The organism is Lysobacter terrestris (assembly GCF_014489475.1).
In the GTDB taxonomy this organism is placed as follows: Bacteria; Pseudomonadota; Gammaproteobacteria; order Xanthomonadales; family Xanthomonadaceae; genus Agrilutibacter; species Agrilutibacter terrestris.
Genome location: NZ_CP060820.1, coordinates 832,306 through 854,479, shown reverse-complemented (window position 1 = coordinate 854,479; position 22,174 = coordinate 832,306). Strand labels below are relative to the sequence as shown.

The window sequence follows — 22,174 nt, the reverse complement described above, 5'->3', positions numbered from 1 at the left end:
CCAGGCTTTCCCGTTTACGCACTGTTGGTGCGGATTACTTGAACTTGAACAGCGCCGTCCTGCTGCGGCCATCCTTGAGCTTGACCTGCAGGATCCGGCACTGGCCGACCCAGGTCTTCTCGGTCTTCCACACGTAGATGTACTGGCCCGTGCCGGCGTCGTACTGCAGGCTGCTGCTGCCGGCAGTGACGGTCTCCTCGATGGCGTCGCCTTCCGTCGCGCCGCAGGCGATCACGCCGGAGGCCGGGGTGGACTGGAAGATGTTCATGCCCTGGTTGCCGCCGAGGCTGAACTTCACCGGTACCGCGCTGCCGGCCTTGACCGTGTTGAGCGCGGGCGCGTTGTCGATCGGTTGGAAGAAGCCGTTGAAGTTGTAGCTGACGATCACCGCGAACGTGCGCGTCGCCGCGTTGCCGCGGCTGTCCTGCGCGCTGCAGGTCACCGTGGTGCTGCCGACGTTGAAGCTGCTGCCCGACGGCGGCGTGCAGGTGACCGCCACGCTGCCGTCGACCAGGTCGGTCGCGGTCGGCAGGCTGTAGCTCACCGTCGCGGCCGAGTTGGCGGTGGCGAATGCGGTGACGTCGTCGTGCGCGGCGATCGCCGGCGCCGTGGTGTCGCGCACGGTGACGGCGAAGCTGCCGCTGGCGCTGTTGCCCGCGTCGTCGGTGCCGGTGCAGGTCACCGTGGTCGTACCCAGGGCGAACGTGTCGCCGGAATGGGCCGAGCACACGAGCAGCACGCTCGCATCCACCAGATCGCTGGCGGAGACGCTGAAGCTGACGGCGGCACCCAAGGGGCCGGTGGCTTCTTCGACCAGGTTGCCGGGCAACGACAGCGTCGGTGGCGTGGTATCGACGACCTTCACCGCGAAGGCGGTAGACGCCGTATTGCCGCGCGTATCGCTGGCGCTGCAGGTGACCGTGGTGGTGCCGAGCGGGAACACGCCGGCCGCGAGCAGGGCGGGCGACTCGCTGCACGTCACGGGACGGTCGCCATCGACCAGGTCCGTGGCGGCGGGCGCGGTGTACGCGAACGGCGCGCCTGCGGCCGACAGGGCTTCCAGCGTCCGGTCCGATACGGCCCCCAGCGTAGGCGGCGTCGTGTCCTCGACGGTGACCTTGAACGTGGCCGACGTGCCTGGCGTCGCGTCGCTGGGATCATCGTCCGCCGTGCTGTTGCCGCGCGTATCGGTGGCGTCGCATTGCACCGTCGTCGCGCCCAGCGGGAACACGTGCGGCGAGGCCGGCACGCACGCGACCTGCACGTTGCCCAGGTCGACGAGGTCGTTGGCCGACGGCAGCGCGAAGCTCACCGACGCGCCGGCCGGCGACGTCGCTTCGGCCACGAGGTCGGCGCTGACCGTATCGGGATCGAACGCGGGCGGCGTGGTGTCGTGCACGGCGACGGTGAAGGATTGCGTGTCGGCCTGGTTGCCGTGCGCGTCGCTGGCATCGCAATCGACCGTGGTGGTCGGGCCGGGCGTATTGATCGGGAACACGTGCCCGGAAGCGGGAACACACAGCGCATCGCGTTCGCCATCGACGATGTCGTCCGACTTGGCGACGTAGTCGGCGGCGGCGCCATCGGGCCCGGTGGCTTCGACCGCGAACGACAGCGGCACGCTGATGGTCGGCGCGGTGGTATCCACCACGCTGACCGAGAACCCGGCGCTGGCCTCGTTGCCCGACGCGTCCCAGGCGCGGCACAGCACCGGCGTCACCGCGTCCAGGGCGAACAGGGTGTTCGGCGCCGGTTCGCACAGGAAGTATTCGCTGGTGTTGACCAGCGGCAGCCCGCCGGCGACGGCGTCGAAGGCGGAGACGTCATAGCCCTCGGCCGCACCGACGATCGCGCCGGTTGCGGACGTCGCTTCGGCGACGAGGTCCGACGGCACCGAGATCGATGGCGCGGTGATGTCGTTGATGAGCAGCGCGCAGCTCGCGCTGGACTTCGCGCCGGCGTGATCGGTGACGGTCAGCGTGAACGGGACCAGGCCGGTCTGGCCGTAGCCCAGCGCCGGCACGGTGAAGCTGCCGGTGGCGGTGTTCCAGTCGCCCACGCCGGGGACTTCCGGCAGGCCGACTTCCTGCTTCCAGGCATAGCTCGCGATGCCGTCGTCGCTGTCGTGCGACGCGCTGCCGTCGAAGGTGAAGGCGGCGCCTTCGTCCACGTCGAAATACCCCGTGGCGGCGGGACACGCCAGCGCCGCGACCGGTGGATCGTTGGTCCAGGTGACGTTGACGTAGGTGACCGCCGAATTCGACAGCGTGCCGTCGGAGACGGTCAGCTGGAAGGTGAGGTTGGTGTCGGCGCTGAAGTTCGGCGCGACGAAGGTCCTGATCGCGGGATTGGCCGTCGCCTGCAGCGTGACCGCCGGGCCGCCGGTCTGCGCCCAGGCGTAGCTCGCGATGGGGCCCTGCGCATCCCAGGAGGCGCTGCCATCCAGGGTCACGAGGGTGCCTTCGGACGCTGCCGCGGGGGTGGCCGTCGGCACCGCGTGCGGCGGCGTATTGATCACCTCGTCGTGCGCGTTGGTGATCGTGATCGTGATGTCCTCGGAGTCGCTGCCGGGGCATCCGCTGACGGTTACGGTCAGGCGCAGCACGACCTGCGTGGTGGCGGTGACGTCGGGTGGCGTGAACTGGGCCTGCGCCGCGTTGGCGTTGGCCAGGGTGCCGAGCGACGTGCCCACGAACGACCACTGGAACAGGCCGCCCTGGTTCGCATTGGGCTTGGACGACTGGCCGTTGACGGTGACCGGATTGAGGGCCCAGCCGCCGCCGGACAGCGGCTTGAAGTCGCCGATGGTCAACGATCCGGGATTGATGTTGGCCTCAGGCGTGGCGCACCCCGGCCCCGCCGCCAGCACCGCGGGTGCCGCGAGCAGCAGCGCGAAAACGGAGAGGACGCCGAACCACGCCCGGCATGCGGGCGTTCCGTGGGCTTTCATGATGTTCCCCTGTGTGGCGCCTCCCCGGCGCCGGCACCCTCACGCTAGGAGCGTCGTTCCGCCGCCGTCATCACCCATCTGGTGTAGGCGGCGGCGAACGGTTGCTTCAGGGCGCCAGCCGGTTGGCAACCAGCGCCACCAGCCCGGCCTGGGTGTGCGTCGCGGTCTTGTGCATGGCGGCCTTGAGCTGGGTGCGCACGGTGTGCACCGACCGTCCGGTGCAGCGCGCCAGTTCGTCGATCGAACCCATCGAATACAGGCCGACCGCGGCTTCGGCTTCCTTGCGGGTGAGGTGGAATTCGCTGCAGAGGCGATGCAGGCCGCGTTCGACCGAGGCGGGCTGGTGCAGTTCGAGCATCACCACCTCGCGCACCGGCAGGTCGGCCGCGGCACCGAAATCGAGCGCCTGCACCGTGGCCACGAGCGATTCCCCTGCCGACGCCACGCGCACTTCGCAGGGATGGCCCGGACCGAGTTCCAGCACGCGCGCGAGCGCAGCCGTGAGTGCCGGGGTGGTGGTGGGCGAGGCCATCAGCGTGCCGTCGCGCAGGCGCAGTTCCGGATGGCTGCTGAAGCGATGGCGGGCAGCGGCGTTCGCGTGCCATACGCGCAGCGGTTCGCCTGGCAGGAGCAGGACGATCGGTTGCGCCAGCAGGTCGAGCGCGGCAGCGAGGCAGCGCGCCTGCGCGATCCAGCGCAACTGGTCCGGGTCGCGTTCGCGGCGCAGGCGGCGTTCGTCGGTTGGGCCGGTGGCTTTGTCGTTCATCGTTGTCCCCTGCGAACGCTGCACCACGATATCGCGACGGACCCCTTTCGCGATGCCACAGCGCTTGCGCCGCCGTAAAGCCGCAACTGTTAAAGTCGGGGCCCCTTGGAATGGGGCCCGCGAGGGCGCGAATGTGAACGCAGTCGTCCACGACACCACCACCGATCCCGGCATCGACGAGCGCATCGTCGCCGCGCTGCTGGAAAAGGGCCGCCTGAAGGATGCCGACCTGGCCCGCGCCCGGCGCCTGCAGGAAGAGGCCGGCGGCAGCCTGCTGTCGTTGTTGGCGCGGCTGGGCCTGGTGTCCGAACGCGACCACGCCGAAACCGTCGCGGCCGTGCTCGACCTGCCGCTGGTGAACGCGAAGGATGCGCCCGAGCTGCCGCCGGAAGGCGTCGCGCTCACCAGCAAGTTCATGAAGCAGTTCCACGTCTGCCCGATCGCCGAATCCGCCGGCCACGTGGACGTGCTGATGGCCGATCCGCAGGACGCCTACCTGCTCGACGCCGTGCGCCTGGCCACGCAGCGCGAGGTGCGCCCGCTGGTGGCGCTGCGCTCGGAGATCGACGACCTGGTCGAGCGCTGGCACGGCCAGGGCCGCAGCGCCATGGGCGCGATCGTCGAAACCGCGGAAGGCGAGGGCACGGGCGACCTCGAGGACGTCGAGCACCTGCGCGACCTCGCCTCGGAAGCGCCGGTGATCCGCCTGGTCAACCTGATCATCCAGCGTGCGGTCGAACTGCGCGCCTCGGACATCCACATCGAGCCGTTCGAGAACCGCCTGAAGGTGCGCTACCGCATCGACGGCGTTCTGGAAGAAGGCGAGTCGCCGCCGGCCAACCTCACCGCCGCGGTGATCTCGCGCGTGAAGATCATGGCGAAATTGAACATCGCCGAACGCCGCCTGCCGCAGGACGGCCGCATCATGCTGCGCGTGCAGGGCAAGGAACTCGACCTGCGCGTGTCGACCATGCCGACCTCGCACGGCGAATCGGTGGTGATGCGCCTGCTCGACCGCGAGACCGTCGTCTTCGATTTCAAGAAGCTCGGCTTCTCCGACAACTTCCTGCCGCAGTTCCAGCACGTGCTGGAGCAGCCGCACGGCATCCTGCTGGTGACCGGTCCGACCGGTTCGGGCAAGACCACCACGCTGTACACCGCGCTGAGCAAGCTCAACACACCCGACGTCAAGATCATCACCGTCGAGGACCCGGTCGAGTACCAGATCGAAGGCATCAACCAGATCCAGGCCAAGCCGCAGATCGGCCTCGACTTCGCCCATGCACTGCGTTCGATCGTGCGCCAGGACCCCGACATCATCATGATCGGCGAAATGCGCGACCTGGAAACCGCGCGCATCGCGATCCAGTCCGCGCTCACCGGCCACCTGGTGCTGTCGACGCTGCACACCAACAACGCGGCGGGCGGCATCACCCGCCTGCTCGACATGGGCGTCGAGGATTACCTGCTGACCTCGACCATCAACGGCATCCTCGCGCAGCGCCTGGTGCGCCGCCTGGAGCCGACGCACGCCGAGCGTTACCCCGCTTCGCCGGAGGAAATCGAGAAGTTCGGCCTGCGCAAGTACCAGCCGCAGGGCGAGATCCACCTCTATCACCCGCGTGCTTCGGCGATCGCGCCGACGGGCTATCTCGGCCGCACCACGATCATGGAATTCCTGGTCATGAACGACGAGCTGCGCCGCGCGGTGATGCGCCACGCCGGCATGGGCGAGATCGAGCAGATCGCGCGCCAGGCCGGCATGCGCACGATGTACGAGGACGGCATCGCCAAGGCGCTGGCCGGCGAGACCACGATCGAGGAAGTGCTGCGCGTCACCGAGGACGCCTGAGCGCATGCCCCTCTTCCACTACCAGGCCTTGAACGCGCGCGGCGAACTGCTCGACGGCCAGATGGAGGCCGCCAGCAGCGCCGAGGTGGTCGCGCGGCTGCAGGAGCAGGGGCACCTTCCGGTCGAAGCCAAGCTCGCCAGCGAGGCGCGCGCCGCGTCGCTGTGGAAAGGGCTGTTCAAGGCCAAGCCGTTCGCCGGGCCGCGGCTGGTGCAGTTCACCCAGCAGCTGGCGACCCTGCTCGGCGCCGGGCAACCGCTCGATCGCGCGCTGGGCATCCTGCTCGAACTGCCCGAAGACGAAGCCGCCAAGCGCACCATCACCGACATCCGCGACGCGGTGCGCGGCGGCACGTCGCTCTCGACCGCGCTGGATCGCCAGCACGGCACGTTCTCGCGGCTCTACATCAACATGGTCCGCGCGGGCGAAGCCGGCGGCAACATGCATGAAACCCTGGCCCGGCTCGCCGATTACCTCGAGCGCGCGCGCGCGCTGCAGGGGCGCGTGATCAATGCGCTGATCTATCCGGCAATCCTGCTGGTCATGGTCAGCCTGAGCCTGCTGTTCCTGCTCGGCTACGTGGTGCCGCAGTTCGCGGCGATGTACGAAAGCCTCGACGCCGAACTGCCGCTGTTCACCAAGATCGTGCTGGGCATCGGCATGTTCGTGCGCGACTGGTGGATCCTGCTGCTGGTCGTGCCGGCCGTCGGGCTGTGGTGGTTCGACCGCAAGCGCCGCGAGCCCGCATTCAGGGAGAAGTTCGACGCCTGGCTGCTGCAGCGCCGGTTCGCCGGTTCGCTGGTGGCGAAGATCGAGACCGCGCGCCTGGCGCGCACGCTGGGCACGCTGGTGCGCAACGGCGTGCCGCTGCTGACCGCGCTGGGCATCGGCCGCAACGTGCTCGGGAACCGGGTGCTGGCCGCCGATGTCGAAACCGCTGCGGAAGAAGTGAAGAACGGCGTGGCGCTGTCGACGGCGCTGGCGCGCGGCAAGCGCTTCCCGCGATTGGCCCTGCAGATGATTTCGGTGGGCGAGGAATCCGGCGCGCTCGACGCGATGCTGGTGAAGACCGCCGAAACCTTCGAGCAGGAAACCGCCTTGAGCCTGGATCGCATGCTGGCCGCACTCGTGCCGGTGGTGACCGTGGTGCTGGCGGCGGTGATCGGCGTCGTGGTGATGTCGGTCCTGCTGCCGCTGTACGACCTCACCGGAGCGATTGGGTGAGGCGCGATGCTTGCGCGGCATGCCGCGCATCGCGCCGAACGCCCGGCCAGGGTTGGCCGGGCCGGACCATCCGCAGGCAATGGCGTTGCGCCATGGATGGCGGCGAGCGATTCGTCGAAGCCACTCATGTGTTCTACCTCTACCATTCAAACCAGCCGCGGGCCCGGCTCTAGGCTCCCCTTACTGGAATCCATCATGCGTAACCTGCGTTCCAACCCGCGTTTCGCCTCCGCCGCCAAGCAGCGCGGCATGAGCCTGATCGAGATCATCATCGTGATCGTGCTGATCGGCGCGGTGCTGACCTTCGTCGGCAGCCGCGTCATCGGCGGCAAGGATCGCGGCGACTACAACCTGGGCAAGTCGGCGGTGCAGACGCTGGCCGGCAAGGTCGAGTCCTTCCGCATGGACACCGGGCGCCTGCCGACCTCGCTGGACGAACTGGTCACCGCGCCCGGCGACGCGAACGGCTGGCTCGGTCCGTATGCGAAGGCGACGGAGCTCAAGGATCCGTTCGGCCACGCGTACGAGTACCGCGTCCCCGGCGAGAACGGCGATTTCGACCTGGTCTTCCTCGGCAAGGACGGCAAGCCCGGCGGCACCAGCACCGACGCCGACTTCAAGTACGAATAAGCCGTCCGGATACGGAACAGGACCAGGTGCACGAGGCCGCCGATGCAGCGCAAGTCACGCGGCGTATCGTTGCTGGAGATGCTGCTGGTGATCGCCCTGCTGGCGGTCATCAGCGTCGTCGCGGCCGGCGTGCTGACCGGCGGCTTCGCCGGCATGCAGCTGCGCAGCGAAGCCAAGCGCATCGTCGCGCAGCTGCGCTACTCGCGCACGCAGGCGATCGCCACCGGTCAGCCGCAGCGCTTCACCATCGATCCACAACGACACACCTGGACCGCGCCCAACAACCGCAGCGGTGAGATCCCGGCGCAGCTCCGGGTCAGTTTCACCGGTGCGCGCGAGGTGCAGCCGCGCCAGGGCGAGGGTGCGATCGTGTTCTTCCCCGACGGCGCATCGACCGGCGGCCGCGTGCAGCTGAGCGCGAAGCGGGCCGCGATGAACATCGACGTGACCTGGCTGACCGGCGAGGTGCGCCTGCGCCGCGGCGAGGTTGCGCCATGAACAACCGCGAGCCGGCGACCAGGGGAGCGACGGCGGAAGGCAACGGCCGCGGCACGGGTTTTTGCTTCCCCGTTTCCGGTTCCCGGTTCCCCGTTGCACAACGTGGCTACACCCTGATCGAAGTCATCGTCGCCTTCGCACTGTTGGCCGCGGCGCTCACGTTGTTATTGGGATCGTTGTCGGGCGCGGCGCGGCAGGTGCGCAACTCCGCCGATGCGGGGCGCGCGGCGCTGCATGCGCAGTCGCTGATGGCGCAGGTGGGCGTGGGCGTGCCGGTGAAGCCGGGATCGCGCAACGGCGAACTCGACAACGGCCGTTATCGCTGGGCGCTGCAGGTGCAGCGCTGGGACGATCCGGCGCGGCGCGCGGACCTGCCGTTCGATCCGGCCGCGCCGACGCTGCTGGAAGTGCGCCTGGGCATCGAGTGGGGCGACGGCGGTCCGGGCCAGCGCCTGCTGCTGCGGACGCTGCGGATCGTTCCGCCCGGCGTGGACACGGGAGGCTGACATGCGTTCCGTGCGCGGCTTCACCCTGATCGAGGTGCTCATCGCCACCGTGCTGCTCGCGGCCGGACTGACGCTGGCGTTCGCGACCCTGGGCGCCGCGACCAAGACCACGCAGCGTGGCGAAGGCATCGCCGCGCAGAGCGAACGCATCCGCGCGGTGGAGAATTTCCTGCGCCGCCGACTCGAAGCCGTACGCCCGGTGCCCTTCAATTTCGATCCGGCGACGGGGGCGGCGCAACGCTTCCTCGGCGAGAACGAGCGCATGCGTTTCGTCGCCGACCTGCCCGACTACCTGGGGCGCGGCGGTCCCTACCTGCACGACTTCGCCATCGAGGACGGCGGCGAGCGCATCACCCTGGCGTTGGGCATGGTGCTGGCGGGAAAGACCATCGAGGAGAGCGAGCCGCGGCCGCCGGAGGTGCTGGTCGAAGGCCTCAAGTCCGCGCGCTTCCGCTATCGCAGCTACGCCGCGGACGGCGGGCTGGGCGACTGGCAGGACACCTGGGACAACGGCGAACAGCTGCCGCTGATGGTGGAAGTCACCATCACCGACGGCAACGACGAAACCTGGCCGCCGGTGATCGTGGCGCTGCCGCTCGCCGCGATCACCACCACCAGCACCGCCACGCAGGTGACGCAATGACGCGCGTATCTGCGGTTGGCGGTTCTTCGAACCGCGCGTCGTCCCAGCGCGGCGTCGCCTTGCTGCTGGTGATGTGGCTGGTCATGCTGCTGGCGGCGTTGATCGGTGCGTTCGCGCTGATCGCGCGCACCGAGCACCTGCAGGGTCGCGTGCTGGTCCGCGGGCTGGTGGCCGAGAACGCCGCGCGCGCCGGGCTCGAGTACGCGCTGACCCGCGTGGCCGCCAGCGATCCGCGCCAGCAGTGGCTGCCCGATGGACGCCCGCACCGCTGGCGTTACGGCAATGCCGACGTCGAAGTGCGCATCGTCGACGAGAACGGCAAGATCGACCTCAACCAGGCCGACATCACGCTGCTGACCGAGTTCATCCGCCGCTTCGACATCGAGCCGCAGCAGGCGGCGCAACTGGCGGCCGCCATCCTCGACTGGCGCGATCCGGACAGCCTCAGCCAACCGGCCGGCGGCGGCGAGGACGCGGACTATGCGAGCGCCGGGCGGCCCTATGGCGCCAAGGACGCCGAGTTCGAAAGCGTGGCCGAGCTCGAACAGGTGCTGGGTTTCACCCCCGAGTTGTATGCACGGATGGCGCCGCACCTGACCGTCTTCAGTGGCCGAGCGCGTCCGGATCCGGCGTTTGCTTCAGCCGAGGTGCTGGACGCGATGGGCATGGACGGCGCCGACGTGGTGGCGCAGCGGCAGCGCTGGAATCCGGATTCCGGATTGCCGCCGCCGACCTTGCCCGACGGTGGCGCGCTCGTGGGTGGCAGCAGCGGCACGTATAGTATCGAGAGCCGTGCACGCCTCGCCGATCGTCGCGAAGCGGTGTTGCGGACCGTGGTACGTGCGGGAGGGGCCGTGCCCGGCATGGCCTATACGCCGTTGCGTTGGCAGGTAGGGGATTGATGACCTGCTGCTTTCATCAGCCAGTGGAGGAAGGAGCGTCGCCACGATGAGCACCCCTGCAGCAGGACGGTTGCAGGACCGTCTGGGTCGTTTCGGCAACCGGTTGAGCGGCTCCTCGCTCGGCACCGGTACCGGCGGCTTCCTTGCGTGGTGGGCGAATGCGCTGGCCTCCTGGCTGCCGCCGCGTGCGCGCCAGCTGCTCGGCATGGATCGTGGCCGCCTGCTGCTGCAGGTCGAAGGCGACGCGCTGCGGTTGCGCCTGCAGCGCGGCGACGAGATCCGTGACCTGGGCAACCTGCCCGTGCTGAAGGATTTCGATGCGGGCAGCGATCCGCTCGCGCCGTTGCTGGAACAGCGCCTGGCCGACCTGCCGCGCTGGCTGCTGTTGCCTGCGGGCAGTTCGCTGCGGCGCCGGCTGGCGTTGCCCGCGGCCGCCGCCGAGCGCCTGCGCGACGTGGTCGGCTTCGAGATCGAACGACAGACCCCGTTCGCCGCCGACGCCGTCGCCTACGACGCGCGCGTGCTCGTGCGCCGCGAAGGCGAGGGGCCCATCGACGCGGAACTCGTGGCCGTGCCACGCGCCGCGCTGGATCCGCAACTGGCGGCGCTGGGCCCGGTCGCGCCGCTGCTCGCCGGCATCGACGTGGCCGGTGCCGATGGCGTGCCGCTGCAGGTCAACCTGCTGCCGCCGGCGCAGCGGCAGAACGCCCGCGATCCCTGGGCGACCTGGAACCTCGTGCTTGCGGCTGTCGCCGTCGTGGCGGTGGCGCTGACGCTGTGGCAGATGCTCGAGAACCGTCGCGCCGCGGCCGATGCCTTCGATGCGGAGATCGCACGCGAGAGCGGCCCGGCGCGTCGCGCCGCCGCGCAACGCCAGGAACTCGTCAACCTCATCGAGGGCCACGCCTTCCTGCAGCGCATGCGCGCGGACTACCCGCCGGCGCTGGAAGTGATGGACGAACTCAGCCAGCGCCTGCCCGATGGCACGTACCTGGAAAAACTCGCGATCGAGGGCGACCGCATCACCCTGATCGGCCTGAGCACCGAAGCGCCCGCGCTGATCGGCCGCCTGCAGGATTCGAAGCTGTGGCGTTCGCCGGCGCTCGCGGGCGCGCTGCAGACCGATCCGACCACGCGCAAGGATCGCTTCACCCTCACCGCGGAAATCGGCCCCGCCGACACCAAGGAGGCCGCCGGTGGCAATGCCGGTCAATGACCGCGATCGCTGGCTCGCGCTCGGCCTGCTCGCGGCCGTGCTGCTGCTTGCCTATGCGGTGCTGATCCATCCGTGGTTCACCGTGCCGATGCGCGCGGTCGGCGAGCGCATCGACGGGGCGCGCGAACGCGAGCTGCGCCTGCGCACCGAGATCAACCAGGCGCCGGTGGTGCGCCAGCGCCTGCAGCAGGCGCGCGCGGCATTGGCGCGCACGCCCGGTTTCCTGCCCGAGCGCAGCCCGGAACTGGCCACCGCGGCGCTGGTGCAGCGGCTCGAAGCGGTGGTGTCGCAGGCGAGCCCCGGGCGCCGCGCCTGCGAGATCACCAACCGTTCGCCGCTGCAGGAACCGCCGCGCGAGAAGTACCCGCGCGTGACCATCCAGGTGCGCCTGCGCTGCGGCACGCCGGAACTGGCGAACGTGCTGCATTCGCTCGAAGGCGGGATGCCGCGGCTGTTCGTCGGCAACCTCAACGTCCTCGGCCAGCGCGTGTTCTTCAACCCGGGCCAGAGCGGCACGCAGGGCGGGCTCGATGTCAGCTTCGACCTGTACGGCTACCTGCAGCCCGGCGCCGTGCCGCCGCGGCCGCAACGCGCCGCGCCCCTGCCCGGAGGCAACGACGATGCGCTTTGACAGCGCCGGTCCGCGCACCTGGGTATTGGCGACGACGGCCGCGTGGGCCGTGCTGTCGCTGCTGCTGGCGCTGTTCGGCATGGGCGGGCGGATCACGCCGGCGCCCGAGGATTCGGCGCTGGTGCGTCCGTTGCCGGCCCTGCCCAAGGCGGTGCCCGAACGCCTGGGACCGCTGACGCAGTACGCCGAAACCGCCAACCGCCCGCTGTTCGCCGACGACCGCCGGCCGCATCCGTTCTCGCTGCAGCCGCAGGGCGAAGACCAGGCCAAGGCGTTCAACTACGTGCTGACCAGCGTGATGATCACGCCGGCCTTCAAGATGGCGATCATCCAGGCGCCCGATGCCAGCACGCCGCCATTGCGGATCAAGCTGGGCGAAGCCGATGCCGCGCTGCCCAGCTGGACCCTGCAATCGCTGGATCCGCGCAGCGCCGTGTTCGTCGGTCCCGAAGGCGAACGCCGGCTCGAACTGCGCGTCTACAACGGCGTCGGCGGCGAAGCGCCCACGGCCGTGACCAAGACCGATGCATCCCCGCAAGGCCGGCCGGTCGTGCCGCCGGCGGGCCAGGCCGCGGCCGTCAGCGAGACGCCCGGTCCGCAGGGGCCGGCGGAAGTCGCGCCGGCCACCGCCGCGGTTGCGCCGGCGCGGACCCCGGCCAGTCCCACTCAACCGATGACGGAACAGGCGCAGATGGAAGCCATCCGCAAGCGCATCGAAGCGCGTCGTGCGCAGCTGAGGCAGGAAGCCCAGCAGCAACAGCAACAGAAACCGCCGGTCAAATAGAGTCGCCCGACATGAATCGTCATCCGCATTCCACGCTCTGGTCCGGCCCGACGTCCGTCGCCAACAGAACCGTTGCCGTCGCCGTCGCCCTCGCGCTCACCGCCTGCTCGGCTGTCCCGGTCGCGCAGGTTCGTCGCGACGCGGATCCGCGCACGCTGCAGACGCCCGCCGGAACCTCGTCCGCCACCACGGCGCCCGGGTCGGGCGCTGAAGTCGTTGGCGGCGGCGTGCAGCCGCTGCCCGAGGACGACCAGGGCCCGCGTCCGCGCATCCGCCGCGGCAGCGGCCAGGTGATCAACCGCGAAGCCGCCTCGGCCGCGCCGCCCGCATTGCCGGCGACCGGTGGCGGCGCGACGTTCAACTTCGAGGGCGAATCGCTGCACGCGGTGGTGAAGGCCATCCTCGGCGACATGCTCGGCCAGAACTACGTCATCGCCCCGGGCGTGCAGGGCACCGTCACCCTCGGCACGCCCAAGCCGGTGAGTCCCGCCGAAGCGCTCAACCTGCTGGAGATGGTGCTGGGCTGGAACAACGCGCGCCTGATCTACAGCGGCGGCCGCTACAACATCGTGCCGTCCGACCAGGCCCTGGCCAGCGGCGCGGTGGCGCCGCGCACTGGCGCGCCGTCGCTGGCGCGCGGCTACGAGGTCCGCACGGTGCCGCTGCGCTACATCTCCGCCAGCGAGATGGAGAAGGTGCTCAAGCCGTACGCGCGCCCGAACGCGGTGGTCAACGTCGACAACTCGCGCAACATCATCAGCATCGCCGGCACCCGCACCGAGCTGGAGAACTACCTGCGCACGATCGAGATCTTCGACGTGGACTGGTTGTCGGGCATGTCGGTGGGCGTGTTCCCGCTGACTTCCGGCAAGGCCAACAAGGTCGTCGCGGACCTGGAAAAGGTGTTCGGCGAACAGAGCAAGTCGCCGGTCGCCGGCATGTTCCGCTTCATGCCGCTGGACGGCGCCAACGCGGTGCTGGTGATCACCCCGCAGGCGAGCTACCTCGACGACATCCAGGAGTGGCTGGAGCGCATCGACAGCGCCGGCGGCGACATCCAGCTGTATTCGTACGAACTCAAGTACATCAAGGCCAAGGACCTCGCCGACCGCCTGTCCGAAGTGTTCGGTTCCGGCCGCAGCAGCGGCAACGGCGGCTCGGGCAGCGCCCCGTCGCTGATGCCCGGCCTGGACTCGGTCGAACTGCAGGACAGCGCCAGCGGCGGCAGCACCGCCGACATCAAGGGCACGGGCAGCGACAGCGGCAGTTCCGGCAGCAGCGGCAGCGAGATGTCGTTGAACGCGCGCCAGGGCGGCAACGCCGCGGTCACCCTCGACGTCAACGGCGACCGCGTCGGCGTGTCGGCGGTGGAGGAGAGCAATTCGCTGCTGGTGCGCAGCACGCCGTCGGCGTGGAAATCGATCAAGGACGTGATCGCGCGCCTCGACGTGATGCCGATGCAGGTGCACATCGAGGCGCAGGTCGCGACGGTGCAGCTGTCCGGCGAACTCAGCTACGGCGTCAACTGGTATCTCGAGGCCGCCAAGCAGGACATCGGCCTGCCGCCCGACAGCCTGGGCATTCCGAAGTGGAGCACGATCGCCGGCAAGCTCACCAACATCGGCGGCGTCGCCTGGACGCTGGTCAACAACGATGCCGCGGCGGTGATCAGCGCGCTCGATGCGGTCAGCGACGTGCAGATCCTGCAGTCGCCGTCGGTGGTGGTGCGCAACAACGCGGAAGCGACGTTCAACGTCGGCAGCCGCATTCCGATCTCCTCGGTCACCGTCAACCCGACCGCCGGCACCACCAACACCATCAGCCAGGTGCAGTACCTCGACACCGGCATCATCCTCAAGGTGCGCCCGCGCATCAGCAAGGACGGCATGGTGTTCCTCGACATCGTGCAGGAAGTCAGCACGCCGGGCAGCCAGGCCGACGCCAACGGCAACGTGCGCATCGACACGCGCAAGCTCAAGACCGAGGCGGCGATCCAGAACGGCGATACCGTGCTGCTGGCGGGCCTGATCGACGACGGCGTCACCCGCGGCAGCAACGGTTTCCCTGGCTTGAGCCGGATCCCGATCATCGGCGGCCTGTTCGGACGGCAGACGTCGCGCACGGCGCGCAGCGAGACGATCGTGCTGCTGACGCCGACCGTCATCCGCAACCCGCAGGAAGCGCGCGACCTCACCGACGAATACGGCGCGCGTTTCCGCGCCATGGAACCGCTGCATCGCACGCCGCGCGATCCGAGGAAATAAGCGCGGGGCATGCCAACCGCCAACGACGTGCTCCCCGCCGCGAACGCACTGCCCATCGTCGTAGTGCCGGTCGGTGTCGACGAGGAATCGCTCGACGCCTGCCTCGCCGCGCTGGAGTCCACCACGCCCGCGGCGACGCGCGTCTGGCTCGCCGACGACGCGCAGTGCGGCCCGCGCGGCCACGCCATCATCGAGCGCTGGCTCGGGCGCACCGCCCTGCAGGCGCACTACACGCGGCGCCAGCGCAGCGTCGGTGAGGTCGCGCACCTGGACGAGGTGCTCGGCGCCTGTGGCGATGCCGACGTGGTCGTCCTCGCCAGCGACACGGTGCCGCTGCCGGGATGGCTGGCGCGCCTGTCCGGCTGCCTGCACGCCGACGGCGCGATCGCCTCGGCCACGCCGTGGAGCAATGCCGGCGAAGCCGCGTCCTTTCCGCGCATCGGCGAGATCAACGCGCTGCCGGCCGAGCGCGAACGGCTCGCGCGCGCCGCGGCAGCGATGCCGGGCGCTGCCCCGGAACTGCCGACGGCGCTGACCCACGCCGTGCTCCTGCGCGGCAGCGCGCGCCAGCGCGCGGGCGGCCTCGACGCGGCCAGTTACGGTTCCTGGTACGCCGCGTTGATCGACCTGTCGCTGCGCCTGTCCGGCCTGGGCTGGCGCAACGTGCTGTGCGAAACCGCCTTCGTCGCACGCAGCGGCGAAGGCACGCCGGCTGATGGCGACCTCGACGTCATCGCCGCGCGCTGGCCGACGTGGCACGCGCGCGTCGCCCATTTCCTGATGGAGGACCCGCTGCGCGACACCCGCGCGCGGCTGGAAGTCCTGCTCGCCACCATCGGTCCGCCCGACGTCCAGGGCGACCTGTTCGCATGAAGCACGCATGACCCAGACCGACATCGCCGCGATTGCCGCCATTGTCGTCAGCTACCAGAGCGCCGAGACCATCGACGACTGCCTGCTGCGCCTACGCGCCGCCGATGCGGTCGCTGCGATCCGCGTGGTCGACAACGGTTCCGACGACGGCACCATGGAAATCGTGCAGCGCCACGCCGCGCGCGATCCGCGCGTGCACTTCATCGCCAATCCCGACAACCCGGGCTTCGGCGTGGCCTGCAACCAGGGCGCGGCGGATCTCGTGGGCGAAGACGGCGTGCGCTGGCTGGCCTTCGTCAATCCCGATTGCCTGGTGGATGCCGGCACGCTTGCCCGCCTGCGCGCGCATGCGGCTTCCGCCACGCGCGCCATGCTGATCGGTGCCGACCTCGTCGACGAAGCCGGTGTGCGCGATGCCGCCGCGCGGCGTCGCGATCCGGATTTCGCAGCGATGCTGGCGTCGCTGCTGCGCGGCGCGTCGGCGACGCAGCTCGGCGTCGCGGTGGACGACACGCAGCCGCTGCAGCCGGTGGATGCGGTGTCGGGCGCGCTGATGCTGCTGGAGCGCGGCTTGTTCGCCCGGCTCGGCGGCTTCGATGCCGGCTACCGGTTGCATGCCGAGGATCTCGACCTGTGCCGGCGCGCGCGCCAGGCCGGGGCCCTTGTCGCCGTCGCCAACGACGTGCGCGTGGTGCATGTGCGCGGGGTGTCGTCGCGGTCGCGGCCGTTGTTCGTGGAATGGCATAAGCACCGCGGCCTGTGGCGCTATTACCGCAAGTTCGATGCCTCGCGCCAGCGCACGTCGACGCGTGTGGCGGTGTTCACGATGATCTGGGTGCGCTTTCCTTTCGCGCTGGCGCGCAAGCTGTTCGCGGCTCGTTGATCCCGCAAGCCAAGTCGCCGTAATCGCCCTCGACCCCGGCTACAATCGACATTCCGATCAGGGGAACGGAATGCTCCACGCGAACCATTGCGCCAACTGCGGGCGCGCCGTCGACGCCCCCGCGCAGCATTACTGCCCGGGCTGCGGCCAACCGACTCCGGCGCACCGCATCGATTGGCACTTCCTCGGTCACGAGATCGAGCACAGCGTGCTGCATATGGACCGCGGCATCCTCTACACGCTCAAGAGCCTGATGCTGCGGCCCGGACAGCTGATCCGTGACTACCTCGAGGGACGGCGGGCGAACCACGTCAAACCGTTCCTGCTGATCATGATCACGGCGGCCGCGGTAGTGTTCCTGGGCAAGTTGCTGGGGGACGGTGATCTCGTGGGCGCGCCGCTGCAGGCGGCCATTGACGACGCACGCGCGGGGGGCGGCGCCGCGGGTGCAGATGCGATGCGCGTGGCGCGCGTGTTTGAGGGCGTGCGGGATTGGATGAACCTCCACATCGCCGGGTTGACACTGATCCTGCTGCCGTTCGAGGCACTCGCCTTCAAGTTGGCATTCCGCCGCTACCGGGACCTGAACTATCCCGAATGGCTGGTGATCACCACCTTCCTCACCGCGCAGACGATGGTGCTCTGGGTGTTGGCGCTTCCGTTGCAGCGCTGGTACCCGGGCATCTCGTCACTGGTCATGCTGCCGGCGATGGCCTATGGCGTCGTTTCGCTGGTTCAGTTCTTCAAGGGGCAGTCGCGCTGGAAGATCGCCCTGCGCGCCGCCTTGGGCTACGCGCTCTTCATGGTGGCCAATTCGCTGCTCACGGTGGCCCTGGTTATCGCGGTGCTGCTCATAAGCAGAACCTGACGTCGCTCCGCGGCTCAGCGGTAGCGATTGATTTCGTCACGCAGCGCGCGCGCGGCATCCGCCGCCGCTGCGGCGAAGTCCTGGCCGTTTCCGGCATACAGGATCGCCCGCGACGAACTGACCATCAGCCCGGTGCCGTCGGCGGTCTTCGCGTTCGTTACCACCGCTTCGACGTCGCCGCCCTGCGCGCCGACGCCCGGCACCAGGAACGGTACGTCGCCGACGATCGCACGCACTTCCTTCAGCTGCGCCGGCCAGGTGGCGCCCACGACGAGCGCGCAGTTGCCGTGGCCGTTCCATTCACGCGCCACTTTCTCGGCGACGTGCTGGTAGAGCGGACGGCCGTCGATGACGAGGTCCTGCAGGTCGCCCGCGCCCGGATTGGAGGTGCGGCACAGGATCACCACGCCGCGGTCGGCGCGGTCGAGGAAGGGCTGCACCGAATCGCGGCCCAGGTACGGGTTCGCGGTCACCGCATCCGCGGCGTAGCGGTCGAAGGCCTCGGCGGCGTAATGCTGCGCCGTGCTGCCGATGTCGCCGCGCTTGCTGTCGAGGATCACCGGGATGCCGGGGTGCGCGGCGTGGATATGCGCGATCAGACGCGTCAGCGCACCTTCTGCGCCGAGTGCGGCGAAGTGGGCGATCTGCGGCTTGAAGCTGCACGCGTATCCGGCGGTGGCATCGACGATGGCGCGGCAGAAGTTGAACACCGCGTCCGGATCGTTGGCGAACTGCGCGGGGAACCTAGCGGGCTCGGGGTCGAGCCCGACGCAGACCAGCGTGTCGGCCTGTTGCCAGCGGGTGCGCAGTGCCTGCATGAAATTCATCGTCGTATTCCTTCCTGCCTTGCGAAGACGCCCGCGTTAGGCGGGCGTCGCGTTGCCGCGTTTGCTTACTTGAGCGCCTTGAACCGCAGGCGGTGCGGCGCCGCGCCTTCCGCGCCCATGCGGCGCTTCTTGTCTTCCTCGTACTCGCGGTAGTTGCCCTGGAAGAACTCCACGTGCGAGTCGCCTTCGAAGGCGAGGATGTGCGTGGCGATGCGGTCGAGGAACCAGCGATCGTGCGAGATCACGAAGGTGTTGCCCGGGAATTCGAGCAAGGCGTCTTCGAGCGCACGCAGGGTTTCGATGTCGAGGTCGTTCGACGGTTCGTCGAGCAGCAGCACGTTGCCGCCCTGCAGCAGGGTCTTGGCCATGTGCAGGCGGCCGCGTTCACCACCGGACAGCGTGCCGACCATCTTCTGCTGGTCCTGGCCCTTGAAGTTGAAGCGGCCGATGTAGGCGCGCGACTGGATCTCGATGCCGTTGATGTTGAGGATGTCGAGGCCGCCGGACACTTCCTGGAACACGTTGTGGTTGCCGGTCAGCGCGTCGCGGCTCTGGTCGACGTAGGCCAGCTTCACGGTCTGGCCGGTTTCGATCGTGCCGGTGTCGGGCTTTTCCTTGCCGATGATCATCTTGAACAGCGTCGACTTGCCGGCGCCGTTGGGGCCGATGATGCCGACGATGGCGCCAGCGGGCACCGAGAACGACAGGTCGTCGATCAGCAGGCGATCGCCGAACTTCTTGCTGACGTTCTTGAACTCGATGACCTTGTTGCCCAGGCGCTCGCCCGGCGGAATGAAGATTTCATTCGTTTCCTGGCGCTTCTGGTAGTCGACCGACTGCAGTTCCTCGATGCGCGCAAGACGGGCCTTGCCCTTGGAGCGGCCGCCCTTGGCGTTCTGGCGCGCCCACTCGAGTTCCTTCTGGATGGCTTTCTGGCGCGACTTTTCCTGATTCTCTTCCTGCTTCAGGCGCTCGTCCTTCTGCACCAGCCACTCGGTGTAGTTGCCCTTCCACGGAATGCCGCGACCGCGGTCGAGTTCGAGGATCCACTCGGCGGCGTTGTCGAGGAAGTAGCGATCGTGGGTCACGGCCACGACGGTGCCGGTGTAGCGGGCGAGGAACTGCTCCAGCCATTCGACCGATTCGGCGTCGAGGTGGTTGGTCGGTTCGTCGAGCAGCAGCATGTCCGGCTTCTGCAGCAGCAGCTGGCACAGCGCGACGCGGCGCTTCTCACCGCCCGACAGGTTGCCGATCACGGCTTCCCACGGCGGCAGGCGCAGCGCATCGGCGGCGACTTCGAGCTGGTTTTCCAGGGTGTGCGCGTCGCCGGCGGCGAGGATGGATTCCAGGCGCTGCTGCTCGGCGGCGAGCTTGTCGAAGTCGGCGCCTTCTTCGGCGTAGGCGGCGTAGACGGCGTCGAGCGCGGCCTGCGCGTTGATGATCTCGCCCAGACCCACTTCGACGGCCTGACGCACGGTGTGGGCGGGATCGAGCTGCGGCTCCTGCGCCAGGTAGCCGACCTTGATGCCGGGCTGCGGACGCGCTTCGCCGACGAAGTCCTGGTCGACGCCGGCCATGATCTTCAGCACCGTCGACTTGCCGGCGCCGTTGAGGCCGAGCAGGCCGATCTTCGCGCCCGGGAAGAAGGACAGCGAGATGTCCTTGATGATCTGGCGCTTCGGCGGCACGACCTTGCTGACGCCGTTCATGGTGTAGATGTATTGCATGGGGGCTCCGGTCGGACACGGACCGCCGGAAGGGCGGGCCGCGGGGCAAACGACGGCGTCCTGCGCGGGGCAGGGCCGGGGAGAATCGGGATCGCGGAATTATAGCGGCTGCGCGCGGCGCTCAGGTCTGGGACAGCAGCGCCTGCACCAGCAGGCTGCTGGTCGCCACGGCCAGCCAGACGCCCAGGCCCAGCAGGATCGGGCGCACCCCCGTGTCGGCCATGCGCCTGAGGTCGGCCGATAGGCCCACGGCGGTCAGCGCCATCACCATCAGGAAGCCGGCCGCGGCGTGCAGCAGCGGCAAGGCCGCCGTGGGTACCAGGCCGGCGCTGCGCACGGCCGACGCGACCAGGAACCACAGCACGAACCACGGCACCACGCGGCGCAGGTCGACGCGTCCGGCGCCGCTGCGGTGCGTGCGCCAGGCCACGGCGGCGGCGAGGACCAGGCACACCGGAATGATCAGCGTCGCGCGGGTGAGCTTGACCACCGTCGCGACGTCGCCGGCTTCGCGGCTGAACGCATAGCCGGCGGCGACCACCGAGGAGGTGTCGTTGATGGCGGTGCCGGCCCAGGTGCCGAAACCCGCATCGCTCAGGTGCAGGGCGTGGCCCAGCAGCGGGAACAGCAGCACGGCGACGAGGTTGAACAGGAAGATCGTGGTCAGTGCGTAGGCGGTTTCGTGCTCGTCGGGTTGCACGATCGGTGCCGTCGCGGCGATGGCCGAGCCGCCGCAGATCGCCGTGCCCACGCCCACCAGCAGGCCGAGCCGGCCCGGCACGCGCAGGATGCGGCCCAGCCACCAGGCGGTGGCGAAGGCCACCGCCAGGGTCAGCAGCGTGACCGGCAGCGAGGCCAGGCCGGTGCGGGCAATGACGCCCAGGTCCATGCCGAAGCCCAGCAGCACGATGCTCCATTGCAGCAGCTCGCGGGTGGCGAAGGCGATGCCGTCCTTGTGCCGCGCGCGGGGCGTCCAGCGCGTGCGTACCAGCACGCCCAGGGCGATGCCACAGACCGCGCCCCCGAGCAGGGGCAGGGCCCGGCCCGCCAGCGCGGCGAGGACGGCCGGGGCGAGGACCAGGGTCAGGCCGGGCCAGCGCGAGGCGGTGTCCGGAACCGGGAAGGTGCGGGGCGAAGTGCCCGCCGTGGGGATGGCTTGCTGCATGGCGGCGCAGTCTGCGCGCCGCCTTGGATCAAATAAACTTTCGATTATTTATGTATGCAATAAAATTATCTGATGCTAAACGTCAGCCCGCGCCAGCTCGAGGTTTTCGTCCACGCCGCGGCCAGCGGCAGCCTCAGTGGCGCTGCCGCGCGCCTGCATCTGACCCAGCCCGCGGCCAGCATGGCCCTGGCGGAAATGGAGCGGCTGCTGGACACGCGGGTGTTCGACCGGGTGCGCGGCGGCCTGCGCCTCAATCCGCGCGGTCGCGAGCTGCTTCCGCTCGCGCAGGAGCTGCTGGAGCGCCACGCCGAATTCGCACGTGCCGCCAGCGATCGCGGTGAACTGCTCGCCGGCGAGCTGCGCATAGGCACCAGCAACACGGTCGGCAACTACCGGGTCGGCGAGTTGCTGGGAGCCTTCGTGCGCGAGCAGCCGCAGGTCGCCATCCGCCTGCAGGTGGCCAACACCGAAGCCATCGCGCAGGGCGTGCTCGATCACGCGCTCGATGTCGGTTGCGTGGAGGGCACGGTGATCCATCCGGAACTGCAGGTGCAGCCGTGGCGCGACGACGCGCTGGTGATGTGCGCGCCGCCCGGGCATCCGCTGGCCAGGCGCCGCAGCCTGCAGGCCGAGGACTTCGGCGATGCGCGCTGGGTGCTGCGCGAGCCCGGGTCGGCGACGCGGGCTCTGGGCGAACAGGTCCTGGCGCAGTTGCCGCCGCCGCGCAGCCGGCTGGAACTGAGCCAGACCGAGGCGATCAAGCAGGCCGTCGCGGCGGGGCTGGGCATCGCCGTGTTGCCGGAGGTGGCGGTCGGCGAGGCCGTCGCCGCGGGCCGGCTGGTGGTGCTGCGCACGCCGTTCCTGCGGCCGTACCTGCGCCGCAAGCTGTCGCTGCTGCTGCACCGGCGCAAATACCGGGGCGCGCTGCTCGAAGCCTTCCTGCAGTCGCTGTGAAGCGTCGCAACCC

At 69.5% G+C, this 22,174-nt stretch carries 20 protein-coding genes; 15 read left to right on the top strand and 5 right to left on the bottom strand.

The window, feature by feature from the left end; translation table 11 throughout:
* Positions 1-34 precede the first annotated feature (34 nt).
* Complete coding sequence (locus tag H8B22_RS03985; RefSeq protein ID WP_187712827.1) at positions 35-2,950, bottom strand: HYR domain-containing protein; 2,916 nt, start codon at positions 2,948-2,950, stop codon at positions 35-37.
* 106 nt (positions 2,951-3,056) lie between these two features.
* Complete coding sequence (locus H8B22_RS03980) at positions 3,057-3,716, bottom strand: helix-turn-helix transcriptional regulator (RefSeq protein ID WP_187712826.1); 660 nt, start codon at positions 3,714-3,716, stop codon at positions 3,057-3,059.
* A gap of 133 nt (positions 3,717-3,849) precedes the next feature.
* Here H8B22_RS03980 and gspE point away from each other — a divergent pair, with 133 nt between their 5' ends.
* From gspE to H8B22_RS03910, 14 genes are all read left to right on the top strand, one after another.
* Positions 3,850-5,568: a type II secretion system ATPase GspE gene (gspE, locus tag H8B22_RS03975; RefSeq protein WP_225876273.1), complete on the top strand. Its 1,719-nt coding sequence runs from the start codon at positions 3,850-3,852 to the stop codon at positions 5,566-5,568.
* Positions 5,569-5,572: 4 nt separating this feature from the next.
* Positions 5,573-6,790, top strand: a complete 1,218-nt coding sequence (xpsF, locus tag H8B22_RS03970; protein ID WP_187712824.1) for a type II secretion system protein XpsF — start codon at positions 5,573-5,575, stop codon at positions 6,788-6,790.
* Positions 6,791-6,985: 195 nt separating this feature from the next.
* Entirely contained in the window at positions 6,986-7,420 is a 435-nt protein-coding gene (locus H8B22_RS03965; RefSeq protein ID WP_225876272.1) for a type II secretion system protein GspG, read from the top strand.
* A 42-nt stretch (positions 7,421-7,462) separates the two neighbouring features.
* The gene (xpsH, locus tag H8B22_RS03960; RefSeq protein WP_187712823.1) at positions 7,463-7,918 is read left to right on the top strand and encodes a type II secretion system protein XpsH; all 456 of its coding nucleotides are present in this window, start codon (positions 7,463-7,465) and stop codon (positions 7,916-7,918) included.
* Positions 7,915-8,424 carry a type II secretion system protein XpsI gene (xpsI, locus tag H8B22_RS03955; protein WP_187712822.1) on the top strand — a complete coding sequence of 170 codons (510 nt, stop codon included), beginning with the start codon at positions 7,915-7,917 and terminating at the stop codon, positions 8,422-8,424. Before xpsH ends, xpsI begins: the two co-directional genes overlap by 4 nt.
* A gap of 1 nt (position 8,425) precedes the next feature.
* Entirely contained in the window at positions 8,426-9,067 is a 642-nt protein-coding gene (locus H8B22_RS03950; protein ID WP_187712821.1) for a prepilin-type N-terminal cleavage/methylation domain-containing protein, read from the top strand.
* Positions 9,064-9,969: a type II secretion system minor pseudopilin gene (locus H8B22_RS03945; RefSeq protein ID WP_187712820.1), complete on the top strand. Its 906-nt coding sequence runs from the start codon at positions 9,064-9,066 to the stop codon at positions 9,967-9,969. Before H8B22_RS03950 ends, H8B22_RS03945 begins: the two co-directional genes overlap by 4 nt.
* Before the next feature lie 46 nt (positions 9,970-10,015).
* Positions 10,016-11,185, top strand: coding sequence for a PilN domain-containing protein (locus tag H8B22_RS03940; RefSeq protein WP_187712819.1), 1,170 nt, complete (start codon positions 10,016-10,018; stop codon positions 11,183-11,185).
* Positions 11,172-11,816 (top strand): type II secretion system protein GspM, encoded by a 645-nt coding sequence (gspM, locus tag H8B22_RS03935; protein ID WP_187712818.1) that lies wholly within the window; start codon positions 11,172-11,174, stop codon positions 11,814-11,816. Before H8B22_RS03940 ends, gspM begins: the two co-directional genes overlap by 14 nt.
* Complete coding sequence (locus H8B22_RS03930) at positions 11,806-12,600, top strand: general secretion pathway protein GspN (protein WP_187712817.1); 795 nt, start codon at positions 11,806-11,808, stop codon at positions 12,598-12,600. Before gspM ends, H8B22_RS03930 begins: the two co-directional genes overlap by 11 nt.
* An 11-nt stretch (positions 12,601-12,611) precedes the next feature.
* Positions 12,612-14,864, top strand: coding sequence for a type II secretion system secretin GspD (gene gspD / locus H8B22_RS03925; protein ID WP_187712816.1), 2,253 nt, complete (start codon positions 12,612-12,614; stop codon positions 14,862-14,864).
* 9 nt (positions 14,865-14,873) lie between these two features.
* Positions 14,874-15,737 carry a glycosyltransferase family 2 protein gene (locus H8B22_RS03920; RefSeq protein ID WP_187712815.1) on the top strand — a complete coding sequence of 288 codons (864 nt, stop codon included), beginning with the start codon at positions 14,874-14,876 and terminating at the stop codon, positions 15,735-15,737.
* Between the two features lie 7 nt (positions 15,738-15,744).
* A complete protein-coding gene (locus H8B22_RS03915; RefSeq protein ID WP_187712814.1) occupies positions 15,745-16,620 on the top strand; it encodes a glycosyltransferase family 2 protein in 876 nt (291 codons plus the stop codon).
* Between the two features lie 70 nt (positions 16,621-16,690).
* Positions 16,691-17,488 (top strand): DUF3667 domain-containing protein, encoded by a 798-nt coding sequence (locus H8B22_RS03910; RefSeq protein WP_187712813.1) that lies wholly within the window; start codon positions 16,691-16,693, stop codon positions 17,486-17,488.
* 14 nt (positions 17,489-17,502) lie between these two features.
* On the opposite strand, the gene pyrF is transcribed toward H8B22_RS03910, so the two are convergent.
* The 3 genes from pyrF to H8B22_RS03895 form a co-directional block, all read right to left on the bottom strand.
* Entirely contained in the window at positions 17,503-18,315 is an 813-nt protein-coding gene (gene pyrF / locus H8B22_RS03905; RefSeq protein WP_187712812.1) for an orotidine-5'-phosphate decarboxylase, read from the bottom strand.
* 65 nt (positions 18,316-18,380) lie between these two features.
* The gene (gene ettA / locus H8B22_RS03900; RefSeq protein ID WP_187712811.1) at positions 18,381-20,042 is read right to left on the bottom strand and encodes an energy-dependent translational throttle protein EttA; all 1,662 of its coding nucleotides are present in this window, start codon (positions 20,040-20,042) and stop codon (positions 18,381-18,383) included.
* Positions 20,043-20,163: 121 nt separating this feature from the next.
* Positions 20,164-21,207 carry a YeiH family protein gene (locus tag H8B22_RS03895; RefSeq protein ID WP_187712810.1) on the bottom strand — a complete coding sequence of 348 codons (1,044 nt, stop codon included), beginning with the start codon at positions 21,205-21,207 and terminating at the stop codon, positions 20,164-20,166.
* A 72-nt stretch (positions 21,208-21,279) separates the two neighbouring features.
* Between H8B22_RS03895 and H8B22_RS03890 the strand changes: the two genes are divergently transcribed.
* Entirely contained in the window at positions 21,280-22,161 is an 882-nt protein-coding gene (locus H8B22_RS03890) for a LysR family transcriptional regulator (RefSeq protein ID WP_187712809.1), read from the top strand.
* Positions 22,162-22,174: the final 13 nt, after the last annotated feature.